Origin of the sequence: Polynucleobacter sp. AM-7D1, assembly GCF_018688455.1 — a bacterium.
GTDB lineage: Bacteria > Pseudomonadota > Gammaproteobacteria > Burkholderiales > Burkholderiaceae > Polynucleobacter.
Genome location: NZ_CP061319.1, coordinates 481,321 through 502,836 on the forward strand (window position 1 = coordinate 481,321; position 21,516 = coordinate 502,836).

A 21,516-nucleotide genomic window follows, 5' to 3' on the forward strand; every position below is an offset into this window, starting at 1 on the left:
GAGACTCAGCATGCTAAAACTAGATAACCACCTCTCAGGGCGTCATTTTTTACATATTCCTGGCCCAAGCCCAGTGCCATCCCGCATCCTGCGGGCAATCAGCTATCAAACGATTGATCACCGTGGACCTGAATTTGGTCAGTTTGGTCTCAAGGTTTTGGATGGTATTAAAAAGATTTTTAAAACTGAGCAACCAGTCATTGTTTACTCAGCCTCTGGAACGGGTTCATGGGAGGGGGCTTTGGTTAACGTCCTCAATCCTGGCGACAAGGTGCTCTTTTATGAAACCGGTCAGTTTGCTAATTTGTGGCGCGCTTTGGGTAAGCGTCTTGGTTTGGATGTTGAGGTGGTGACTAAGCCTGGTCAAGATACTTGGCGCTGGGGTGTTGATGCATCAGTCATTGAAGAGCGCTTACGTAAAGACACTGGCCATGAAATCAAGGCGGTTTGTGTAGTTCATAACGAAACCTCCACGGGTGTAACTTCGAACATTGCCGCAGTTCGCAAGGCAATTGATTCTCTCAAACACCCAGCGCTATTGTTGGTTGATAGCGTTTCTGGTTTGGGTTCTGCAGACTACGAGCACGACAAATGGGGTGCGGACGTTACCGTGTCTGGCTCACAAAAAGGATTAATGCTGCCTCCAGGCATTGGCTTTAATGCCTTGTCAGCACGCGCAATTGAAGTTAGTAAAACAAACAAGATGTCTAAGGCCTATTGGGCTTGGGATGAGATCTTGGAGTCGAACAAAACAGGTTATTGGCCAACCACTCCGAGCACGAATTTGATGTATGGCTTACATGAGGCTTTGGACATGATGATGGCTGAAGGATTAGACAATATCTTTGCTCGCCACCAGCGTCTTGCGGCTGCTTGCCGTGAAGCGGTAAATGCTTGGGGCCTAGAAGTCCAGTGCCAAGATAAAGATTGCTACTCGCCAGTACTCACTTGTATTGCTACACCAGAAGGTATGGATGCGGATGTTCTGCGTAAGCATGCTCTGGAGAAGTTCAATTTATCCCTGGGTACAGGTCTTGGAAAAATTAAAGGTAAGGCCTTCCGTATTGGCCATTTGGGTGATTGCAATGAGCTTAGTCTGATGGCTGCACTCAGTGGGGTGGAGATGAGTTTGGGCGCGATGGGCTATAAGCCTAAGGCAAGCGGTGTTGTTGCCGCCCAAGAATTTCTAAAATAATCAGTAAGTTGGGTGTAAATGGGGTGTCGGCTGGAGAATCTATCGGCCAACACCCCTTATAATTCAAGTACTTATATAGATAGTACTTTCATCAAATAAAACATATTCGAGACAGAAAGATTTCACATGTTGGCAACTAAACCATATTTAACCCAGGCTGATGTTCAAAAGATTTTGGATGCAGCAGATAAGCATGCTGCAGCAAATAACTGGGCAGTGACTATCTGTGTCTGTGATGATGGCGGGCATGTATTGGGATTAACGCGTCGTGATGGTTGTGCCCCTGTCTCTGCTTACATCGCTCAAGAAAAAGCGCGTACTGCTGCGATGGGTAAACGCGAGAGCCGTGTTTACGAAGAAATTATTAATAACGGACGCTTTTCCTTTTTATCTGCCCCACATATTTCGGGCATGTTGGAAGGTGGTGTCAATATCGAGGTAAATGGGTTTACCATCGGCGCAGTCGGCGTTTCCGGCGTTAAATCGACTGAGGATGCCGAAACCGCGAAGGCCGGCATTGCAGCCATTCTGTAAGTTACCTTGACAAATACTGTTCCTGAAATAAATTCCCCTACCGGCGCTACTGAGAGTAGCGCCACCCCAGCAACAATTACCTTTGCTGACTTTGGCTTAGATCCAAAGATTCAAAAAGCGGTATCTGAGCAGGGTTACAACACCCCAACTCCGATTCAAGCGCAATCTATTCCGCACGTTTTGGCGGGAAGTGATTTGATGGGCGCAGCCCAAACCGGCACCGGTAAGACGGCCGCTTTTGTGTTGCCGATCATTCAAAAGATTTTGCGTCATGCAAGTAGTAGTGCTTCGCCAGCTCGTCACCCAATTCGTGCATTGGTACTAACGCCGACACGTGAGTTAGCTGTGCAGGTTGCCGAGAATGCAGCAAGCTATTCCAAGCACACTGATTTGCGTGCTGCCGTGGTGTACGGTGGCGTGGATATGAAAGAGCAAGTTGCTACATTGCGTAGTGGTGTAGAGATTTTGATTGCCACCCCAGGACGCTTGCTAGATCACATTGGCTCTAAAGTTGCCAATCTCTCCCAAGTAGAAATTTTGGTTTTAGATGAAGCAGATCGCATGTTAGATATGGGCTTCTTGCCCGACTTGCAGCGCATCATTGATTTGATTCCCGCGCAGCGCCAAACACTCTTGTTCTCAGCAACATTCTCGCCAGAGATTAAAAAATTAGCGCAAAGTTATTTGCGCACACCGGTTACTGTTGAAGTGGCACGCCAAAATGCCGCAGCCGATACCGTCAAGCAAGTAGTCCATATGGTAGCCAGTGAAGACAAGCAACGCGCGATTGTGAAAGTCCTTGAGGCGCGCACTCGTCAAGGTTTATCTCGCCAATGCATCATTTTTACAAACAGCCGTTTAGGTTGTGCTCGATTAGCTCGTTCTTTGGAGCGCGATGGTATTAAAGCGGGCGCGATTCATGGTGATAAGAGTCAAGGTGAACGTACTCTCACTTTAGATGCATTTAAATCTGGCGCGATTGAAGCTCTGGTAGCAACTGACGTAGCTGCACGTGGTTTAGATATTCCGTCGATGCCTTGCGTTATTAATCATGAGCTGCCATTTAATGCGGAAGACTTTATTCACCGTATTGGTCGTACGGGTCGAGCAGGTAGCAAGGGTGATGCGATTGCATTGGTCGATGCCAGTGAAAAACGTTTACTCGACGATATTGAAAAGTTGATGAAACGCAAGTTGGATATCCAGCCTCTACCCGAAGGTAATCCTAGCTACGTTACTAGCAGAAGCTCATCTAGATCAGATGCGCCAGCAAAAATGTCGGACCCATTTTTCTATAAGCCTTATGAGCCTAGCGCTGTCAATAAGTCATCATCAGGGGCTGGCAATCCTGAAGAGAAAAAAGTGGGTATTACGCCTGCAAGACCGGCTGTTGGTGCTTTGCTCGGTGGCTTTAAGAAGAAGTAATTTTTCTATTCCAAGCTTGGGTGGCAGCTAAAAGCCACTCAGCAATCGAAGTATCTTTTCCATTCGGAAGATCCCTCAATCCTAAATGCTCTCCAGCTTTGCGTAATTCTTGTAAAGCCTGTTGAGTATTCTCGGTATGAATGGCGCTTGCCAAAGTTTGCTTACTGAGTTTTTCACCATGCTCATCTAGCACTAGTGGTAGGTGCAAGTAGCTTGGTGCTGGATATCCCAAAATACTTTGTAGATGTATTTGTCGTCCCGTGTTGTTGAGTAAATCTGCGCCACGCACAATATGAGTGATGCCTTGTTCAGCATCATCTACCACCACGGCAAGTTGATAGGTGAATACGCCGTCCCGACGACGCAATACAAAATCCCCCACTTCTTGATTCAGGTTTTGACTTTGCTTCCCTAGGGCTAGATCTTCAAAATGAATACTGAGATCTGGGGGAAGGGCGAGCCTCCAGGCTGCTTCAACCGTAAAGATGTTTTCATCCTCATACAGGGGTATTTGTTGAGGGCGGCAGCTACCTGGGTAGACTATTTCTTGATTGCGAGGTGTGACTACACCACGAGCCTCTAGAGCGCTTGCAATGCTTTGCCTGGAACAGGTGCAGGGATAGATGGTTTGGAGCTCATTTAAGCGCTTTAGAGCCTTTTTATAGCGATCTTGGTGCTTGGATTGCCAGGTTGGCGCCTCGTCCCAGTTAAGGCCACAGGCAAGCAATTGGCGTAGGATTTCTTGATCCGCCCCCGGAATGCAGCGGGGGGTATCTAAATCCTCGATTCTGATTAGCCATTTCCCTTGATTTTGTCGGGCATCCAACCAGCTTCCTAGGGCGGCAACCAAGGATCCCGCATGAAGCGGGCCAGTAGGCGAGGGGGCAAAGCGCCCGCGATAGCCGTCAGCTGGGGGTGAGGGGTTTTTGAGGTTCGGCACAGCTAAAATGATCTCATGGCTTCACCCCGTTTTGTTCATCTGCGCGTCCATTCCGAGTTTTCAATTACGGATGGTGTCGTTCGTATTGATGATGCGGTAGCTGCAGCCGAAAAAGACGGCATGGGAGCCTTGGCGCTCACTGATTTGAGTAATTTATTTGGCTTAGTCCGTTTTTATAGCGCTGCACGCTCGAGCGGAGTTAAGCCAATTGCAGGTGCGGATGTTTGGATTAGCAACCCCCAAGACCCAGATCAACCCCATCGTTTATTACTCCTGGTACAAAACCACTCTGGCTATCTCAATTTATGTCAGCTATTAAGCAAAGCCTCCCTGGAGAATCAATCTCGTGGTCGGGCAGAGGTAGACCCCAAGTGGTTTAGTGAGCCCGCTTCTAAAGCTGAAGATAAAGCTAGAAAAAGAACACTGGCATATGGACTGATTGCGCTTTCGAGTGGACGCTGGGGTGATGTGGGTAGCGCGCTCTTAGCCGGCCAAGAAGATCAAGCTAAAGATGCTGCTAAACATTGGGCAAAGTTATTCCCAAATACTTTTTACATTGAAGTGCAGCGTGGCGGTCATCCTCAAGATGAAAAGCAACTTCAGCTAGCCTGCCATCTCGCAAGTGAATTGGATCTACCCATCGTTGCTACGCACCCAGTGCAATTTATGCAAAGAAGTGATTTCACGGCCCATGAGGCGCGGGTTTGTATCGCTGAGGGTGAGCTTTTAGGCAACCCCCGTCGCACCAAGAAATTTAATGAAGAGCAGTATTTCTTATCTCAAGAGGAGATGGAAAAGCGGTTTGCAGATTTGCCTGTCGCATTGGCTAATTCAGTGGAGATTGCCAAACGTTGCAATCTTTCCCTAACGCTAGGTCAGCCGCGTTTGCCGGATTTCCCAACGCCTCCTGGTATTACGCTCGACGATTATCTATTGCAGCAATCGGAGATTGGTTTGAAGCGCCATATGGAGCGCAATTTCCCAGATCCAGAAGAGCATGCAAAGGAAGAGGCTCGTTATCACGAGCGCCTAGTCTTCGAGGTGAAGACCATTTCTCAAATGGGTTTCCCGGGCTACTTCCTGATTGTTGCGGACTTTATCAATTGGGCAAAAAACAATGGTGTACCAGTCGGCCCAGGTCGTGGATCTGGTGCCGGCTCTTTAGTTGCTTATTCACTCGGTATTACGGATCTTGATCCACTGCGTTACAACCTCCTCTTTGAGCGCTTCTTAAATCCTGAGCGGGTATCGATGCCCGACTTTGATATTGATTTCTGCCAGCATGGGCGGGATCGCGTTATTCAGTACGTAAAAGATAAGTACGGCAAAGATGCGGTCAGTCAAATTGCTACCTTTGGAACCATGGCTGCTAGAGCGGCAATTCGTGACGTTGGTCGTGTGCTAGAGCAAGGTTATAACTTCGTTGATGGTATTGCCAAGTTGATTCCGAATAAGCCAGGTCAGTACATGACTATCGAAATGGCTAAGAAGGAAGAGAAGCAATTAGGCGAGCGCGAAAAGAATGAGGATGAAGTTCGCCAGCTCTTATCTCTCGCTCAACAGCTTGAAGGTATGACCCGTAACGTGGGTATGCATGCAGGTGGCGTATTAATTGCTCCTGGCCGTTTAACCGATTTTTGCCCGCTTTATACACAAGAGGCAAAAGATTCTAAAGATCAAGAGAGCGGCTCTGTCATTAGTCAGTTTGATAAAGATGACGTCGAAGCTATCGGCTTAGTGAAGTTTGACTTCTTGGGATTGACGACGCTGACTATTTTGGCGGCTGCTGAGAAGTGGATTAAGACACTGCATTCTGATCGTAAAGATTGGAATATTGGAGAAATTCCACTCGATGATGAAAAAGCGTTTGAAGTCTTAAAGAATGCCAATACGGTCGCAGTCTTCCAGCTAGAAAGTCGTGGCATGCAAGGCATGCTTCGTGAGGCTAAGCCTGACCGCTTTGAAGACATTATTGCGCTCGTCGCACTCTATCGCCCAGGTCCAATGGATTTGATTCCGGACTTTATTGAGCGTAAGCATGGACGTCAAAAAGTAGAGTACCCAGATCCGCGTATTGAGCCCGTTCTGCAAGAAACCTACGGCATCATGGTCTATCAAGAGCAGGTTATGCAGATGGCCCAGATGATTGGTGGCTACTCACTTGGTGGTGCCGATATGTTGCGTCGTGCCATGGGTAAAAAGAAGCCTGAAGAGATGGCACAGCATCGCAAGATCTTTAGTGATGGTGCAAAAGCCGGCGGTATTACTGAAGGCAAGGCCAACGAGATTTATGACTTGATGGAGCGCTTTGCAGGGTATGGATTTAATAAGTCTCATGCCGCTGCCTATGCGCTCCTGGCATATCAAACTGCCTGGCTTAAGGCTTACTACCCTGCTGAATTTATGGCAGCCAACTTATCACTCGCGATGGATGACACCGATAAGGTGAAGATTCTGTACGACGATTGTTTGGCAAATAATATTCGGGTGTTCTCACCAGACATTAATACTGGTGTTTATGTGTTCACACCATTACGTGCGCCAGACGCTGCTCCAGATTCCCCAATTAGTCATATTCGCTATGGTTTGGGTGCTGTTAGAGGTACTGGTGAGGCGGCAATTGAAGTGATTGTGAAGGCGCGTGAGGCTGGTGGTCCGTTCAAGGATTTATTTGATTTCTGCGCACGCGTTGATCGTAGGCAAGTCAACCGTCGAGCAATTGAGGCTTTGATGCGTGCTGGCGCTTTTGATAGCTTGTATAAAGACTCTATTCCTGCTGGTGGTAATCCATACGATATTCGATCCACCTTATTGGCCTCTCTTGCACGCGCAATTGAGGCGGCCGAACAAGCTGAAGCTTCAATCAATCAAGTTAGTTTGTTTGAGGTGGCGGGGGAGGAGGATCGCCACCTACCTGAGTTGGTGCGCGAACCAGTCTGGTCTGAAAAGAAACGCCTTCAAGATGAGAAGAGTGCCCTCGGACTCTGTTTGACTGGTCATATGTTTGATGCCTATCGTGATGAGACGGCACATTTCATTCGTCAACCATTGGCTAAGGTGACCGAGGGTAAGGATCAGTTGATCGCCGGCATTATTACTTCTGCTCGAATGCTGACTGGTCAGCGTGGCCGCATGATGATTGCAACCATTGATGATGGCACCGCTGCTATTGAAGTGACTCTCTATAGCGAAGTGTATGAACCGAATCGCTCTTGGCTTAAAGAAGATGAGTTATTAGTGGCGAAAGTAAACGTTACTCCCGACAAGTTTTCTGGCGGAATGCGGATCGTATCTGAGGCGGTGATGGATATTACGGGAGCTCGTATGCGTTTTGCTCGCAACATCCATTTATCGATTGATTCAGCGATCGACCTTAAATCCTTGCGTAGCCAAATTGGACCTTACTTGATGAGTAATCGAGTGCGAGATCCGAAGTTAGGGTCTGCAGCAGCCTCTATGCCAAGTGCTAGCGAAGGCTTAAAGGGTTTAATGCTCACAGCTGCAGTCACTACTAGTGGTGGAGCTTGCTTGATGCAATTCCCAGAAGAGTTACGCATCTATCCTGATGATGCTTGCTTGCATAGTCTGAATCAAATATTGGCGGCCAAGCAATCCAATACTGTTCAAGTTCAGTACCTCTAAATCAGCAGCTCCAAAACAACTCAGTGTGATTTATTGATTTGTAGCGTCTTGAAGTGCTGCAATCACTTGATTGGGTTCTAAGAGATCCAAGCATTCGCTACGACTATTTGCGCGATCTTCACAGCCTGCTTTGCGACAGGGGACGCATTCACCGGGCCCTTGCAAAATCGTGACATTGCCAACTGTCTGCGAACGAGTTCTTAATTGGTAGGGCTGTTTACCAATAAAACCATTAGGCCATGGCCCAAAGTTGGTGGGTGGCGTTGGACCAAATAAGGCAATGGTCGTTGTATTACATGCTGCCGCTAGGTGTGTGATGGATGTATCTACCCCGACATAGGCAATTGCACCGCGAATCAGTGTTCCCGCTTGCGGGATAGTAAGTAGGCCTGCTGTATCAACAACATGACTGCGAGTGTCTTCATCAAGTAATGACAGAATATCTTTGTTCAGCTGAAGATCTTGCTTGGCGGGTGATGCACTCAATACAACTTGCCAACCTTGTTTTGCAATCCATGTCAGCAATGTTTGCCAATAGGCAAGCGGCCAACGCTTGTAGGCGGTCAAGGGTCCTGGATGCACTACAAGGTAAGGTGCGTGAAGTTGACCAGCAATGCTAGGGGTAATTGGGTCGCCAGCAGGTGGAGTGACTGAAATAGGTTTGCTAAATAAATCTCCCTGCTTTTTGTAAAAGATCTCAAGTAGGCGAAGCTTTTCAGTAATGACATGCTGGGCAAAATAATCCACATCAACTGTATGTAGGCTGATAGCCTTTTTCCAGACGTTTTGCTTATCGCTTTTACTTTTCTTGGCTTTATCTTGATCTGTGAGACCTTGAGGGTGGCCGCCTAGTACGCCAACGCGGTGATGGGCAGCTACTAGACCATAAAAATAGGCGCGATCACTAGGTTGCGTAACCACAGCCAAGTCGTAACGCTGAAATAGTTTAAAAAATAAAGAGAGATACTCTTTGAATTTGGGACGATCGGAAGTTTCGATGATCTGGACAATATCGGGATTACCTTTGAGCATCTCGAGCTTGCCGCGGTAACCTAAAAAATGAAACTCAGCATCAGGCCAGAGTTCACGTGCTTGAGAGATAAGCGGCGTAGTGACAAGGACATCTCCAATCTGACGAGTCGCAATAAATAAAACTTTTTTAGGCTTTAGTGCTGAGAATGCAGTCATAGGGCTAATTTAACTGAATCCTACTGAGCTTTAGCCAGAATTTTTTCACGGACGCGACGTGCATTTTCTGCGGCATTGGATTGATCGTTGATACGGTGATAGAGATGAAGTACTTCAGTCGACCAGGATCCGGATTTACGAATCAAACCCCTGTTTTGTAGTCTGAAAACAAAATCCGCATCCTCGTGCCCCCAGCCTGTCATGGTTTCATCAAAGCCGCCAATGACTTTGGCGTCGGCTTTCCAACAGGCCATATTGCAACCCTTAATACGACGCCATACGAATTTCTTATAGTTGCGCCAGGCACCATCCCCTAGCTTCATTTTGAGGGGCCAGTATTTGTTGACGCCACCAGAGAGTCGATAGCTCAACAGCTTGTCGATAAATTTTTTGAAATCCCACTGCTGCCATGACAGTAATTGTTTGCTGAGTTCGGCATTTAGCAAGACGCGACTGCCTGTAACTAGGTGGTTGGTCTGAGATAGGATTCGATGCTGGGCAATAAAGTCTGGTTGTACAAGGCAGTCGCCATCTAAAAATACGAGATAGTCGCCACGCGCTGCCTCGATTGCTTGATTAAGAATGCGGGTCTTGCGAAAGCCGTGATCTTCCTGCCAAAGATGGGTAATTTTTACTGGGAAATTTTTCTGGATGACTTCTATCAAGCTCTTAGTTTCTCCTGTAGAGCCGTCATCAGCAATGATGATTTCAAAATCTAAATCAGTTTGAGTGCCAAGCGACTCAAGACAGAGTTTGAGGGCTTGAGGCCAGTTATAAGTTGCCAACAGTACGGAGATCATTTGCGGTGATATGAATTATTTTCAGCTTCTTGATGCAATTGCCATAACTTCATGTAGCGATAGTAGGTTCCTTGCCCGTTGGAGATCGCTAAGGCAAAGCCCTGAGTGCCATCTAAGAAACCAAGGCGGATAAAGTAGGTTCGAGTAAAGGCCCAGATGCCATGAAGCACGGCCTTTAATGGACTACTCTTTTTCCCTTTGGCAAATGCCTGCTCTGCAGAAGCTGTTGAATAGCGATCTAACTTTTGAAGCACTTGTGAATAGTTCATGAAGCTGTAGTGCAGCATGGGATTCTCAAGCTTTGCTACTTGCCCATTCGGAATGAGTCGTTCATGAACCAAATCATTTGAAAAGCGGGCAGTACCTCGTTTAAATAACCGATCCACATAATCGGGACTCCAGCCAGAGTGGCGAATAAATCGACCGCAATACCAAGAAAGGCGTGGAATGGCAAAACAGTCGACATGCGCCGAGTGATGAATGGCTGTGAGAATTTCACTTCTGAGGGCAGGAGTGAGGCGCTCATCAGCGTCCAGAGACAGAACCCATTCGCCTGTTGCGAGCTCTAGAGCACGGTTCTTTTGGGGTCCAAATCCTGGCCAATCCGCTGGCCGGCTAATGAGGGCCCCATGGCCTCTGGCGATTTCTAGGGTGCTATCGATGCTATTGGTGTCGACCACCACGATTTGCTGGGCAATCCCCTCTAGGGAGGCCAAGCAATCGGCCAAATTGGCCTCTTCATTGCGAGTGATGAGTATGACTGATAAGGTGGGCATAATTCATTATATGAATGCTCAAGACCGCACCTCCCTAAATCGCTTAATTCAGTACCTGAAGCCCCATATCTGGACGATTATTGGGTCCTTATTAGCCATGGCGCTGGTCGCTGGGGCTGAAACTTCCATCCCAGCCTTAATGAAGCCTTTGCTTGACCGGGGATTCACTGGTCAGATGGATAACAAGCTGTGGCAGGTGCCGGTTTTCTTGGTGGGTTTAGCTTTTGTGCGGGGAATGTCGCAGTTTCTATCTAGTTACCTTTTAAATCGCGTTATCAATGCTGTTTTGCTCAAGATGCGTATGCAGATGTTTAAGGCATTGCTGCATTCAAGCACTACCTTCTTCCAAAAGAATTCTGCATCCAACTTAATTAATGCGGTAGTTTTTGAAGTGAATAATGCCCTTTCGATTATGGGTGGAATGTTGATTAGTTTGGTGCGAGACTCCCTTACGGTGATTGGATTAATTGGCTACCTGATTTACCTAAACTGGCAACTTACATTGGTGGTGCTTATGATTTTCCCAATCATTGCACTAATCATCGGCAGAATTAATAAACGCTTACGCTCACTCAATCGTGAGCAGCAGACGATGACAAGCGATCTCGCTTACATCGTTGAGGAATCTGCTGCTGGGTACAAGATCGTGAAAGTACATGGTGCTGAAGAGTATGAGATGAGTCGCTTTATGGAAAAAGCTGACCGCCTCCGCAAATTCGCCATGAAGTCAGCGGTAGCTGGAGGTCTGAATCAGCCGATTACTCAACTGATTGCCTCCATGGCGCTATCGATTGTGCTGGTGATTGCTTTAATGCAGTCATCCTCCGAAGGTGTTACGGTAGGTGGCTTTGCATCTTTTATTACTGCGATGATGTTGGTGATCTCGCCGATCAAGCATCTGGCCGATATTAATCAACCCTTGCAACGCGGCTTAACTGCAGCGGAAATGATCTTCTCCCTCATGGATCAACCTTTTGAAGAGGATGAGTCCCGAAAAGAAAATATGAAATCCTTGGGTAAGACTAAGGGTGGAATTCGTTTTGAGAATGTAGGCTTCTCTTATCAGCAAGAAGCCGGGCGTAAAGATGCTCTCACTGGTGTGAATTTAAATATCAAGCCTGGCAAAGTCGTTGCCTTTGTGGGGCCATCTGGTGGTGGCAAATCTACCTTAGTTAATTTATTGCCCCGATTCTTTAAGCCAACAAGTGGGCAAATTTTCTTAGACGATATTCCGCTCGAAGATATTGTTCTTGCAGATGTTCGTAAGCAAATTGCTTTTGTGAGTCAGGATGTCATTTTATTTAATGACAGCATTGCGGCAAACGTAGCCTATGGTGCTGTTGGTCCAGAAGGCATTGATCGTGGGCGCGTGATGGAGGCGCTGGAGGCAGCTAACTTATCTGCACTCATGAAAGAAATGCCTGAAGGAATCGATACTCAAATTGGGGATAACGGCAATCGCTTATCTGGTGGTCAGCGTCAGCGTCTAGCTATTGCGAGAGCCATTTATAAAGATGCGCCCATCCTCATCCTGGATGAGGCAACCTCAGCGCTCGATTCTGAATCCGAGCGTCAGGTGCAGGATGCTTTGGAGCGTTTGATGGCGGGTAGGACCACTCTGGTAATTGCGCATCGCCTATCGACTATTGAGCATGCCGATCGGATTGTGGTCCTAGAGCATGGTCATGTGATTGAGAATGGCTCACACGAAGAGTTGATTGCTAAGGATGGCATGTATGCCAACTTACACCGTATCCAGTTTTCAAATGCTTAATTAATGATTAACTGAGAACGATATCGTACTGCTCTTGGCGGAAGCTACCTTCTGCCTGAAGTTTGATGGGCTTACTGATGAAGTCGCCAAGCTGCGCCAAGAATTGATTTTCTTCTTCAAGGAAGAGATCAATCACATCGGGCGCCGCAACAATTCTAAATTCTCGAGGATTAAATTGGCGATGCTCACGCACAATCTCGCGCAAAATCTCGTAACAAATAGTTTGTGCTGTTTTGACTTCACCCTTGCCTTGGCAGGTAGCGCAGGGCTCGCATGTAATGTGGGCAAGGGATTCTCGAGTGCGTTTGCGTGTCATTTCTACCAGGCCTAGCGAGGAAAAGTCGCTCACCGAAGTACGAGCGTGATCACGATCTAAATTCCGATTGAGTTCATGTAACACTGACTCTTGATGGTCTTTGCTCAACATATCAATAAAGTCAATAATGATGATGCCGCCAAGATTGCGTAAACGGAGTTGACGAGCGATAGCCTGAGCAGCTTCAAGATTGGTTTTAAAGACGGTGTCATCTAGATTGCGTGCGCCAACATAACTACCAGTGTTGACATCAATCGTAGTCATTGACTCTGTTTGATCAATCATCAAGTAGCCACCTGACTTGAGATCAACTCTTCTGCCTAAGGCCTTATTGATTTCAGCATCTACATCAAACAAATCAAAGAGGGCGCGCTCGCCGCGATGCAGGGTAAGCTTATCCAAGAGGTTAGGCATGTATAAGGTAGCGAATCCTTTGAGCTTTTCAAAGTTCTCTGCAGAGTCAACCCGAATTTTTGTAGTTTCTTCGCCAGCAACATCGCGTAATACGCGTTCGGCTAAGCTAAGGTCCTGATAAAGCAGGCTGGGGGCAGCCTTATGGTTCACGGCTTCTCGGATCCTCTCCCAGGTCGTGCGTAGGTAATGCATGTCGTGCTCAAGCTCGGTATCGCTGGCATCTTGTGCGCTGGTGCGCACGATAATTCCACCTTTTTCATCTGCAGGCATGAGTCCTGCAAGGCGTGCCTTGATAGCCTCGCGTTCCTCGGGTTGATCAATTCGTTGGGATACGCCAATATATTTTTCTGTAGCTGCATCAGTTCCAGCTGGGGGTAGATAAACCAAATTACGCCCAGCAATACTGAGCTGGGTGGTGAGGCGTGCACCTTTAGTACCCAAGGGATCTTTTAGAACTTGCACTAAAACATTTTGACCCTCAAAGAGCAACTTTTCAATTTGTGCTTGGGGGTTATTTTGCGTGATATCAGCGACGTGCATAAATGCAGTGCGCTCTAAACCAATTTCAATAAAAGCAGATTGCATACCCGGTAGCACACGTACTACTTTGGCTAGATAGATGTTGCCAACGATGCCGCGTTGACGGGTACGCTCAATTTGCAGTTCTTGAACAGCACCTTGCTGAATTAATGCCACCCGTGTTTCCTGTGGGGTGATGTTGATCAGAATTTCTTCATTCATATGCGGGCAACTTTAGCGAAATCCAATAATTGGTTAACTTCAAAAATAGGTAATCCCATGATACCGCTATAGCTGCCTTTAATTGAGGGAATAAAAGCCCCTCCCAAACCTTGAATGCCATACGCTCCGGCCTTACCAAAGGGCTCCCCGCTTTCAATATAGCTGTCAATTTGTCCTTGAGTTAAATGGGCAAACTCCACTTCGGAGACTTGTACTAAACAAAGTGGGTTTGTTTTAGGGTCAATTGTGAGCACAACTGCAGTGAGTACTTCATGTACTTTGCCGCTGAGCATTTTTAGAATGCGTTCAGCATCGGCGGCATCACTCGGTTTTCCTAGAATCTCGCCGGCAGGATTGCCAGGCAAGCTGACAGTGGTATCTGCACACAGAATGGGTGCCCAAGGTCTTCCGTTGTTTTGCCACCTCGCTAATGCAATAGCACTTTTGGCGAAGGTGACTCGCTCAACATAATCACGCGCCTTTTCATTGGGGAGAGGAACTTCAAGAGTCTCCGTATCTTCACCCGGTCCTGCAACCAGCATTTCGAATTGGACACCAATCTGTTTGAGTAACTCTTGGCGACGTGGACTTTGTGAGGCAAGGTAAATATAAGAAAACATGAATGACTTACTCGCGGTGATAGGGGTGACCCTGCAAAATAGTCCAAGCTCGATAGAGCTGCTCAACTAATAAGACTCTTGCCATTGCGTGAGGCAATGTCAGGCTTGAGAGGCGCCACATTGCTTGAGCACCCTCCTTGAGACTGGGATCGAGTCCATCGGCACCACCAATCAAGAAGGTGATGTCAAAACCTTCTTGCCGCCAGTTTGCCAGCTGCGTAGCTAGATTTTGAGTGGTCTGATCTTTGCCGCGTTCATCCAGCGCAATGACGCGAGAACCTTTTGGAATAGCTGCTGCAATTTTGATAGCCTCTTTAGCTGGGGTGAGATCGGGCTTAATCTCTTTGATTTCGATGCTGCAGTCTGCGGGCATGCGCTTAATGTAATCATGGGTTGCAGTTGCAACCCATTCTGGCATTTTGTGACCAACAGAAACAATCGTTAAACGCATTGCTAAGACATTAATCTTCGTCGTCGGGTTCGCTTGCTTTCACAAGACCTTTGTCTGCTGCCAATTTGACGCGCACCGGCTTGGCGCCCCACATACCTTCAAGTTGGTAGTAAGCGCGCAATGCGGGTTGCAAAATGTGAACCACGATGTCGCCACAGTCGACGAGCACCCATTCACCAGTTTCTAAGCCTTCGACGGAAATGACTTCGCCGCCCTTTGCATTAACCGCTTCTTTAACTGACATGGCTAATGATCTAGTCTGGCGATTAGATGTACCGGTGGCGATGATGACGCGATCAAACAGTTCGCTGAGTTTAGTGGTGTCGTAAACGCGAATATCTTGAGCCTTGACATCTTCAAGGGCATCGATCACGACACGTTGTAATTTAGTTAAGTCCATAGTTTCTTTAATATTTTTCTGAGATTTTTGTATATAAGGGTGATCTTAGCCTGATTACTTATACAGACACAGATTTGTGATGATTTCTAAAGCGTGTGATGGAATGTGCTCGGAGGCAATAGCACTACGAGAAGTGCTTTTAAGCTGATTCCGCAATTCGGTTGATGAAAGGTCTACTGAAAGACTGTTATCTAGGTAGATGCGGCCAAATGGGCTTTTTTCAAGGGTATCTGGGTCATTACATTGATGATTTGCCAATAAAGCCTTAATTTCAGGGCTCATCTCTGCGGAAAACTCGTAATGAGGCCTGCTGGCTACTGCGAAATTCACAAAACCCAACAATTGATCCCAGGAGTTCCAGGAGGGGAGGTTTAGAAGGGAGTCAGCCCCCATTAACCAAGTCAGGCTAACTTGAGGTCCAAAACGCTCTCTGAGAGCTTCTGCGGTATCAATGGCATAGCTTGGGCCTGCACGATCAATTTCAATGCGATCAACGCCAATTTGAGTCGGTATTTTTAAATATAGAAATGCACGAGCCAGATCAATGCCTGCTGCTTCAGTTAGTTTCAGACGTAACTCAGCAGGCGTGATGTCAGAGTCTTTTTGCCAAGGTTCGCCACTAGGGATGAGTAGCAAGACATCAAGATGCAAAACCTTTGCAAAATGGGTAGCTAATTTAAGGTGGCCAAGATGTGGTGGGTCAAACGTACCACCCAGAATGCCAATTTTTTTTGGGGTATCCAAATGCGCTGAGCTCAACTTAGGCTAGCCAGTCGCGTGGCTTAAGGTAGTAGTCGTAAAGCTTGGCTTCTGGCGTGCCAGGTTTTGGCTGCCAGTTGTACCACCACTGTACTACCGGGGGCATAGACATCAAAATAGACTCTGTACGTCCACCAGAGTGCAGACCAAAAATAGTGCCACGGTCAAATATCAAGTTGTATTCCACATAACGACCGCGACGGTATTCTTGAAACGCTTTTTCTTCGGCGGTAAAGCCGTCTTTATAGCGACGCTCGACAATCGGCAGATAAGCATCAATAAAAGCATCCCCAACAGCGCGCGTCATGGCAAAGCTCTTCTCAAAACCAAGCTCGTTAAAGTCATCAAAGAAAACACCACCAATACCCCGTGGCTCTTCACGATGTTTTAAGTAAAAATATTCATCACACCATTTTTTGAAGCGTGGATACAGATCCTCGCCAAATGGATCCAAAGCATCTTTTGCTGTTTGATGAAAGTGTTTGCAATCTTCATCAACGCCGTAATAGGGCGTGAGATCAAAGCCACCACCAAACCACCAGACCGGCTCCTTGTCGGGGGCTTGTGCAATAAAACAGCGCACATTCATATGGGTAGTGGGTGCCTTGGGATTGTTTGGGTGAAACACCAAAGAAACACCCATTGCCTCAAAGCTGCACCCTGCAACTTCTGGGCGATGGTGGGATGCTGAAGGCGGCATTTGATCGCCACGGACATGCGAGAAGCCAACACCACCTTTTTCTAAAATATTGCCACCATCCAGAATGCAGGTACGCCCATAGCCTTTTAATTTACTATCTTCCGGTTTTTGCCAGGCATCCGCCATGAAAGCTTTGCCATCGAGCTCACTCATTGCAGTCGTGATGCGATCTTGCAGTCCTAAAAAGTAATTTTTTAATTCTGCAATATTGATTTGAGTTTGTTCGGCTGATGACAAGGTTTAAAGGTCGCTATATTGAGATGGATAAATGGATTGAATTACTTCACAGCGCGATAGCCAATATCTTTGCGATATTGCATGCCATCAAATTGAATTTTAGAAATGGCCTCATACGCTTTTTGCTGAGCGCCACGAACGGTATCTGATAGACCCACTACGCACATCACTCGACCACCTGAGGTGAGAAGTTTGCCATCCTGTAGCTTAGTACCAGCATGAAAGGTCAATTGATCTTCAGTATCAGCTGGTACCCCAGTGATGACATCGCCGTTGCGCGGTGTATCTGGATAGTTATGGGCTGCGAGCACTACACCTAATGCGGTGCGGCGATCCCAGTCTAATTCCACTTCGTTTAGAGTTCCGTCAACTGCATGATCTAAGGCATTCACTAAATCACTACGCAGGCGCGCCATGATGGGTTGTGTTTCTGGATCACCCATGCGGCAATTAAATTCCAATGTCTTGATCTTGCCATCAGGAGAAATCATCAGGCCTGCATAGAGAAAGCCGGTGTAAGGAATACCATCAGACTCCATACCTTTGACTGTAGGCATGATGACTTCTCGTAAGGCGCGTGCATGAATTTCTGGAGTAACAACTGGGGCTGGAGAGTACGCACCCATGCCGCCGGTATTGGGGCCCTGATCAGCATCGAGTAGACGTTTGTGATCTTGACTGGTAGCTAAGGCTAAAACATGCTTGCCATCCACGAGCACGATGAAGCTGGCTTCTTCGCCAGTTAAAAATTCTTCAATGACTACGCGTGCACCGGCATTGCCCAGTTTGTTATCGGCGAGCATCATATCGACAGCGGCATGAGCTTCTGTTAGATTCATTGCCACAACAACGCCTTTGCCCGCAGCTAGACCATCGGCTTTGATCACAATAGGCGCACCCTTAGCATCAATATAAGCATGCGCCTCTAATGCGTTCGAAAATGTTTGGTACTCAGCCGTTGGAATCCCATGGCGCTTCATGAAGGCTTTAGAGAAATCCTTTGAGGACTCTAATTGGGCGGCAAGTTGGGTTGGGCCAAAAATGCGCAAACCGTTATTGCGAAACACATCTACGATACCGGCAGCCAATGGGGCCTCTGGACCAACAACGGTTAGATGAATTTTTTCTCGCTTAGCAAAGTCTGCCAACTCTTGAAGGTCAGAGATAGGGAGGTTTTCAATTCCGGCTGCAGCTTGTTTTGCAGTTGCGGTACCACCATTACCTGGCGCTACATATACGGTTTGAACTTGTGGGGATTGGGCCAGCTTCCATGCCAATGCATGCTCACGACCGCCGGATCCAACTAAAAGAATTTTCATAAAGAGCTAAAAGAGATATTGATGAATAGTATTGAATGAATTGAACGAACAAATTAACTGGTTACAAAGAAGCATTCGTAAATACTTCTTGCACATCATCTAGGTTCTCAAGGGCATCTAATAGTTTTTGCATGCTTTCAGCTTGATCACCTTCGAACTCAGTCTCTGTTTCTGGGCGCATTGTTACGGTGGCTATTTCTGCTTTTAAGCCTGCCTGAGTGAGTGCATCCTGAACTCTCGGAAAATCGGGAACTGGTGTGAGCACTTCAAGTGATCCATCTTCATGGGTAATCACATCCTCAGCGCCTGCATCTAGTGCAATTTCCATGAGTTGATCTTCATTGGTGCCAGGAGCAAATAACATCTGACCGCAGTGTTTAAACATAAAGGCAACAGATCCCTCTGCACCCATATTCCCACCATTTTTTGCAAATGCATGGCGTACTTCGGCAACAGTACGAGTGCGGTTATCGGTTAGACAATCCACGATGATGGCTGCTCCATTAAGACCGTAACCTTCATAACGAATTTCTTCGTAGTTCACACCTTCTAGTGAGCCCGTACCACGCTGAATTGCACGCTGTACGTTGTCATTGGGCATATTGGCATCTTTGGCCTTATCAATAGCCAGGCGCAAACGGGGGTTCGTAGCAATATCGCCGCCGCCTAATTTAGCTGCAACCGTGATTTCTTTAATGAGTTTGGTCCAAATCTTGCCGCGCTTTTCGTCTTGACGTCCTTTGCGGTGCTGAATATTGGCCCATTTCGAATGGCCGGCCATACGGGTAAGTCCTTTTGAGTAATGTGGCTTGAAGTCGTTATTTTAAGGGCTTCTGAACCCGAGAATGGGGGTGATGCAACTTTTTTGTTACACTCTCACCTCTTAGTGAGCTTCAATGCAGTTTTTCCACTGCAAACACCTGCCCCGGTGATGGAATTGGTAGACGTGCCGGACTCAAAATCCGGTGCCGCAAGGCGTGGCGGTTCAAGTCCGCCCCGGGGCACCATCCCCCTTCTTATTTTTAGCCCTGATCAATTAGGTTCACGGGTAGCCTTTGCTATGATTATTAGCAATAAAAGCTTCTAGCAAGCATCAAAAAATAACCTAAACGAGACCAAATCATGAAAAAAGTAGGATTAATCGGGCTGGGCGCCATGGGCTCCGGTATGGCCTCATCTCTCCGAAGAGCGGGTTTTGATCTGTATGTATTTGATGTACGTTTAGATCATGCCCATCAATTTTGTGAGGCTGGTGGGACGGTCTGTAAGTCAATCGAAGAGTTAGGTTCAATCTGTGAGGTAGTTATCTCAGTCGTAGTGAATGCTGCACAGACCGAAGAGGTTTTGTTTGGCTCATCAAGTAGTCCTGGATTAGTAGACTCATTAAAGCCCCAGAGTGTTTTCGTGATGTGCTCCACTGTCGATCCTAATATTTCGATTTCATTTGAGTCACGTCTCGCTGAAAAAAATATTCTCTATGTAGACGCACCTATATCGGGTGGAGCTGCTAAAGCTGCCTCTGGTGAAATGACCATGATGACTTCAGCCTGCGCTGCTGCATATGAGAAGGTGAATCCCATTCTTGATGCGATGTCTGGAACTGTTTATCGCTTAGGCGATAAGGCGGGTATCGGCAGTAAAGTGAAGGTCATTAATCAGTTACTTGCTGGCGTGCACATTGCCGCTGCTGCAGAAGCAATGGCGCTCGGTTTGAGGGAGGGCGTAGATGCAAATGCACTCTACGAAGTGATTACTCATAGTGCTGGTAATAGCTGGATGTTTGAGAACCGCATGGCACATGTACTTGCAGCCAACTACGAGCCCTTATCTGCAGTAGATATATTCGTGAAGGACTTGGGAATAGTTCTAGATATGGCCCGTGCGAGTAAGTTTCCATTACCCCTCTCATCTACTGCACATCAAATGTTTATGCAGGCATCAACTGCTGGTTTTGCTAAGGAGGACGATAGTGCTGTTATTAAAATCTTCCCTGGTATCGAGTTACCGAAAGCTACAAAGTGAGCATCCTTTTAGGTTGCATTGCGGATGACTTTACGGGCGCTACTGATCTGGCGAATAACCTCGTGCGCAATGGCATGCGCGTTGCGCAAACAATTGGCATTCCACATCAAGACTTAAATCCTGAGTTAGATGCAGTAGTCGTGGCACTCAAGTCCAGAAATATTGAGCCTGAGGCTGCAATAGCGCAGTCATTAAAGGCTTTAGAGTATCTTCTCGCGCAAGGAGCGCAACAGATCTTCTTTAAATATTGCTCCACCTTTGACAGCACTCCTAAAGGGAATATTGGCCCGGTTACAGAGGCGCTGATGGCAGCCTTAGGGGCTGACTTTACTATTGCAACCCCCGCTTTTCCGGATAATGGGCGGAGTGTATTTAAGGGATATTTATTTGTCGGCGATCAATTGTTGAGCGAGTCTGGCATGCGTGATCACCCCTTAACTCCAATGACTGATGCAAATCTTGTGAGAGTAATGCAGGCTCAATGCCAAAATCAGGTGGGATTGATTGAGTACAAAACTGTTCTTGCCGGTGCTGATGCAATCTCTTCGAGAATTACCGACTTAAAAGCATCCAATACAAAAATTGCAATTATTGATGCGGTGACCAATGATGACTTGTATCGCATTGCACCTGCATTAAAAGGCCTCCCTTTAATTACGGGAGGCTCTGGCATTGCAATTGGACTACCTTCCAACTTTGGACTACAAGCTCATCTGGCATCTAGCAAGCTTCCACCTGCTAGCGGATATCGCGCTATTGTTTCAGGCAGTTGTTCTCAGGCCACTAACCTCCAGGTTGAGTGCTTTAAAAGTTTAGGTGGTGAAATGTATGCAGTAAATCCACTTGAATTAAATGAGAAATCTACAGGGCAAATGTTGCAGGAGATCTTAACTTGGGCAGAACCTCGACTCCCACATGGCTCAGTCTTGATTTACTCATCAGCAAGCCCTGATCAGGTGAAAGAAGTGCAATCACAGCTTGGTGTTCAGGCTGCTGGTAACGCAATTGAAAACCTTTTAGGCTCGGTTGCCAAAGGCCTTGTTGCTCTTGGAGTTGGGCAGTTATTGGTAGCTGGCGGAGAGACCTCCGGTGCATGCGTGAAAGCTTTGGGTATTGATCAAATGCAGATTGGTCAGCAAATTGACCCAGGCGTACCTTGGTGTTATGCAAAGGTTCAGAACAAGCCTCTACATCTTGCGTTAAAGTCTGGGAACTTTGGCGCAGCAGATTTTTTTACAAGTGCCTTCTCAAAACTGTGAGCAA

At 47.1% G+C, this 21,516-nt stretch carries 18 protein-coding genes, 1 tRNA gene and 1 pseudogene; 8 read left to right on the plus strand and 12 right to left on the minus strand.

Annotation, left to right across the window (positions count from 1 at the left end; translation table 11 throughout):
- Nucleotides 1–10: 10 nt before the first annotated feature.
- The 3 genes from GQ359_RS02570 to GQ359_RS02580 all read left to right on the plus strand — a co-directional run bounded on the left by GQ359_RS02570 (nt 11) and on the right by GQ359_RS02580 (nt 3,154).
- On the plus strand, nt 11–1,195 hold the full coding sequence (locus GQ359_RS02570; protein WP_215387375.1) for an alanine--glyoxylate aminotransferase family protein: 1,185 nt from the start codon (nt 11–13) through the stop codon (nt 1,193–1,195).
- A 129-nt stretch (nt 1,196–1,324) separates the two neighbouring features.
- Entirely contained in the window at nt 1,325–1,729 is a 405-nt protein-coding gene (locus GQ359_RS02575) for a heme-binding protein (RefSeq protein ID WP_215387864.1), read from the plus strand.
- A gap of 6 nt (nt 1,730–1,735) precedes the next feature.
- Nucleotides 1,736–3,154 (plus strand): DEAD/DEAH box helicase, encoded by a 1,419-nt coding sequence (locus GQ359_RS02580; protein ID WP_215387376.1) that lies wholly within the window; start codon nt 1,736–1,738, stop codon nt 3,152–3,154.
- Here the strand turns inward: GQ359_RS02580 and gluQRS are convergent.
- Nucleotides 3,141–4,094: a tRNA glutamyl-Q(34) synthetase GluQRS gene (gene gluQRS / locus GQ359_RS02585; protein ID WP_251367908.1), complete on the minus strand. Its 954-nt coding sequence runs from the start codon at nt 4,092–4,094 to the stop codon at nt 3,141–3,143. The genes GQ359_RS02580 and gluQRS overlap by 14 nt on opposite strands.
- A 15-nt stretch (nt 4,095–4,109) precedes the next feature.
- Between gluQRS and dnaE the strand changes: the two genes are divergently transcribed.
- Nucleotides 4,110–7,736 carry a DNA polymerase III subunit alpha gene (gene dnaE, locus GQ359_RS02590; RefSeq protein WP_215387377.1) on the plus strand — a complete coding sequence of 1,209 codons (3,627 nt, stop codon included), beginning with the start codon at nt 4,110–4,112 and terminating at the stop codon, nt 7,734–7,736.
- A gap of 30 nt (nt 7,737–7,766) precedes the next feature.
- On the opposite strand, the gene GQ359_RS02595 is transcribed toward dnaE, so the two are convergent.
- Genes GQ359_RS02595 through GQ359_RS02605 form a run of 3 tightly spaced genes read right to left on the minus strand, consistent with a single transcriptional unit; the run spans nt 7,767 to nt 10,500 of the window.
- A complete protein-coding gene (locus GQ359_RS02595; RefSeq protein ID WP_215387378.1) occupies nt 7,767–8,924 on the minus strand; it encodes a glycosyltransferase family 9 protein in 1,158 nt (385 codons plus the stop codon).
- A gap of 20 nt (nt 8,925–8,944) precedes the next feature.
- The gene (locus tag GQ359_RS02600; protein ID WP_215387379.1) at nt 8,945–9,724 is read right to left on the minus strand and encodes a glycosyltransferase family 2 protein; all 780 of its coding nucleotides are present in this window, start codon (nt 9,722–9,724) and stop codon (nt 8,945–8,947) included.
- Nucleotides 9,721–10,500: a glycosyltransferase family 2 protein gene (locus GQ359_RS02605; protein WP_215387380.1), complete on the minus strand. Its 780-nt coding sequence runs from the start codon at nt 10,498–10,500 to the stop codon at nt 9,721–9,723. The genes GQ359_RS02600 and GQ359_RS02605 overlap by 4 nt, the downstream gene beginning before the upstream one ends.
- Nucleotides 10,501–10,510: 10 nt before the next feature.
- Here GQ359_RS02605 and msbA point away from each other — a divergent pair, with 10 nt between their 5' ends.
- Entirely contained in the window at nt 10,511–12,274 is a 1,764-nt protein-coding gene (gene msbA, locus GQ359_RS02610; RefSeq protein WP_215387381.1) for a lipid A export permease/ATP-binding protein MsbA, read from the plus strand.
- Nucleotides 12,275–12,281: 7 nt separating this feature from the next.
- Here msbA and rng read toward each other — a convergent pair whose 3' ends face one another.
- The 8 genes and pseudogenes from rng to GQ359_RS02650 all read right to left on the minus strand — a co-directional run bounded on the left by rng (nt 12,282) and on the right by GQ359_RS02650 (nt 19,012).
- Nucleotides 12,282–13,745 (minus strand): ribonuclease G, encoded by a 1,464-nt coding sequence (rng, locus tag GQ359_RS02615; protein WP_215387382.1) that lies wholly within the window; start codon nt 13,743–13,745, stop codon nt 12,282–12,284.
- On the minus strand, nt 13,742–14,365 hold the full coding sequence (locus GQ359_RS02620; protein WP_215387383.1) for a nucleoside triphosphate pyrophosphatase: 624 nt from the start codon (nt 14,363–14,365) through the stop codon (nt 13,742–13,744). The genes rng and GQ359_RS02620 overlap by 4 nt, the downstream gene beginning before the upstream one ends.
- 7 nt (nt 14,366–14,372) lie before the next feature.
- The gene (gene rlmH / locus GQ359_RS02625) at nt 14,373–14,816 is read right to left on the minus strand and encodes a 23S rRNA (pseudouridine(1915)-N(3))-methyltransferase RlmH (protein WP_215302911.1); all 444 of its coding nucleotides are present in this window, start codon (nt 14,814–14,816) and stop codon (nt 14,373–14,375) included.
- A 13-nt stretch (nt 14,817–14,829) separates the two neighbouring features.
- Nucleotides 14,830–15,216 (minus strand): annotated as a pseudogene (gene rsfS, locus GQ359_RS02630) (ribosome silencing factor); the annotation flags it as partial.
- A 54-nt stretch (nt 15,217–15,270) separates the two neighbouring features.
- The gene (locus tag GQ359_RS02635; RefSeq protein ID WP_251367909.1) at nt 15,271–15,975 is read right to left on the minus strand and encodes a nicotinate-nucleotide adenylyltransferase; all 705 of its coding nucleotides are present in this window, start codon (nt 15,973–15,975) and stop codon (nt 15,271–15,273) included.
- 1 nt (nt 15,976) lies between these two features.
- Nucleotides 15,977–16,888, minus strand: a complete 912-nt coding sequence (gene hemF / locus GQ359_RS02640) for an oxygen-dependent coproporphyrinogen oxidase (RefSeq protein ID WP_215387867.1) — start codon at nt 16,886–16,888, stop codon at nt 15,977–15,979.
- Between the two features lie 65 nt (nt 16,889–16,953).
- Nucleotides 16,954–18,231, minus strand: coding sequence for a phosphoribosylamine--glycine ligase (gene purD, locus GQ359_RS02645; protein ID WP_215387384.1), 1,278 nt, complete (start codon nt 18,229–18,231; stop codon nt 16,954–16,956).
- Nucleotides 18,232–18,292: 61 nt separating this feature from the next.
- Nucleotides 18,293–19,012, minus strand: coding sequence for a YebC/PmpR family DNA-binding transcriptional regulator (locus GQ359_RS02650; RefSeq protein ID WP_215302914.1), 720 nt, complete (start codon nt 19,010–19,012; stop codon nt 18,293–18,295).
- A gap of 141 nt (nt 19,013–19,153) precedes the next feature.
- Here GQ359_RS02650 and GQ359_RS02655 point away from each other — a divergent pair.
- The 3 genes from GQ359_RS02655 (at nt 19,154) to otnK (ending at nt 21,512) form a co-directional block, all read left to right on the plus strand.
- Nucleotides 19,154–19,238 (plus strand) — tRNA-Leu (locus tag GQ359_RS02655).
- Between the two features lie 115 nt (nt 19,239–19,353).
- Nucleotides 19,354–20,253, plus strand: coding sequence for an L-threonate dehydrogenase (gene ltnD, locus GQ359_RS02660; RefSeq protein WP_215387385.1), 900 nt, complete (start codon nt 19,354–19,356; stop codon nt 20,251–20,253).
- On the plus strand, nt 20,250–21,512 hold the full coding sequence (otnK, locus tag GQ359_RS02665; protein ID WP_215387386.1) for a 3-oxo-tetronate kinase: 1,263 nt from the start codon (nt 20,250–20,252) through the stop codon (nt 21,510–21,512). Before ltnD ends, otnK begins: the two co-directional genes overlap by 4 nt.
- The last annotated feature ends 4 nt before the right edge of the window (nt 21,513–21,516 follow it).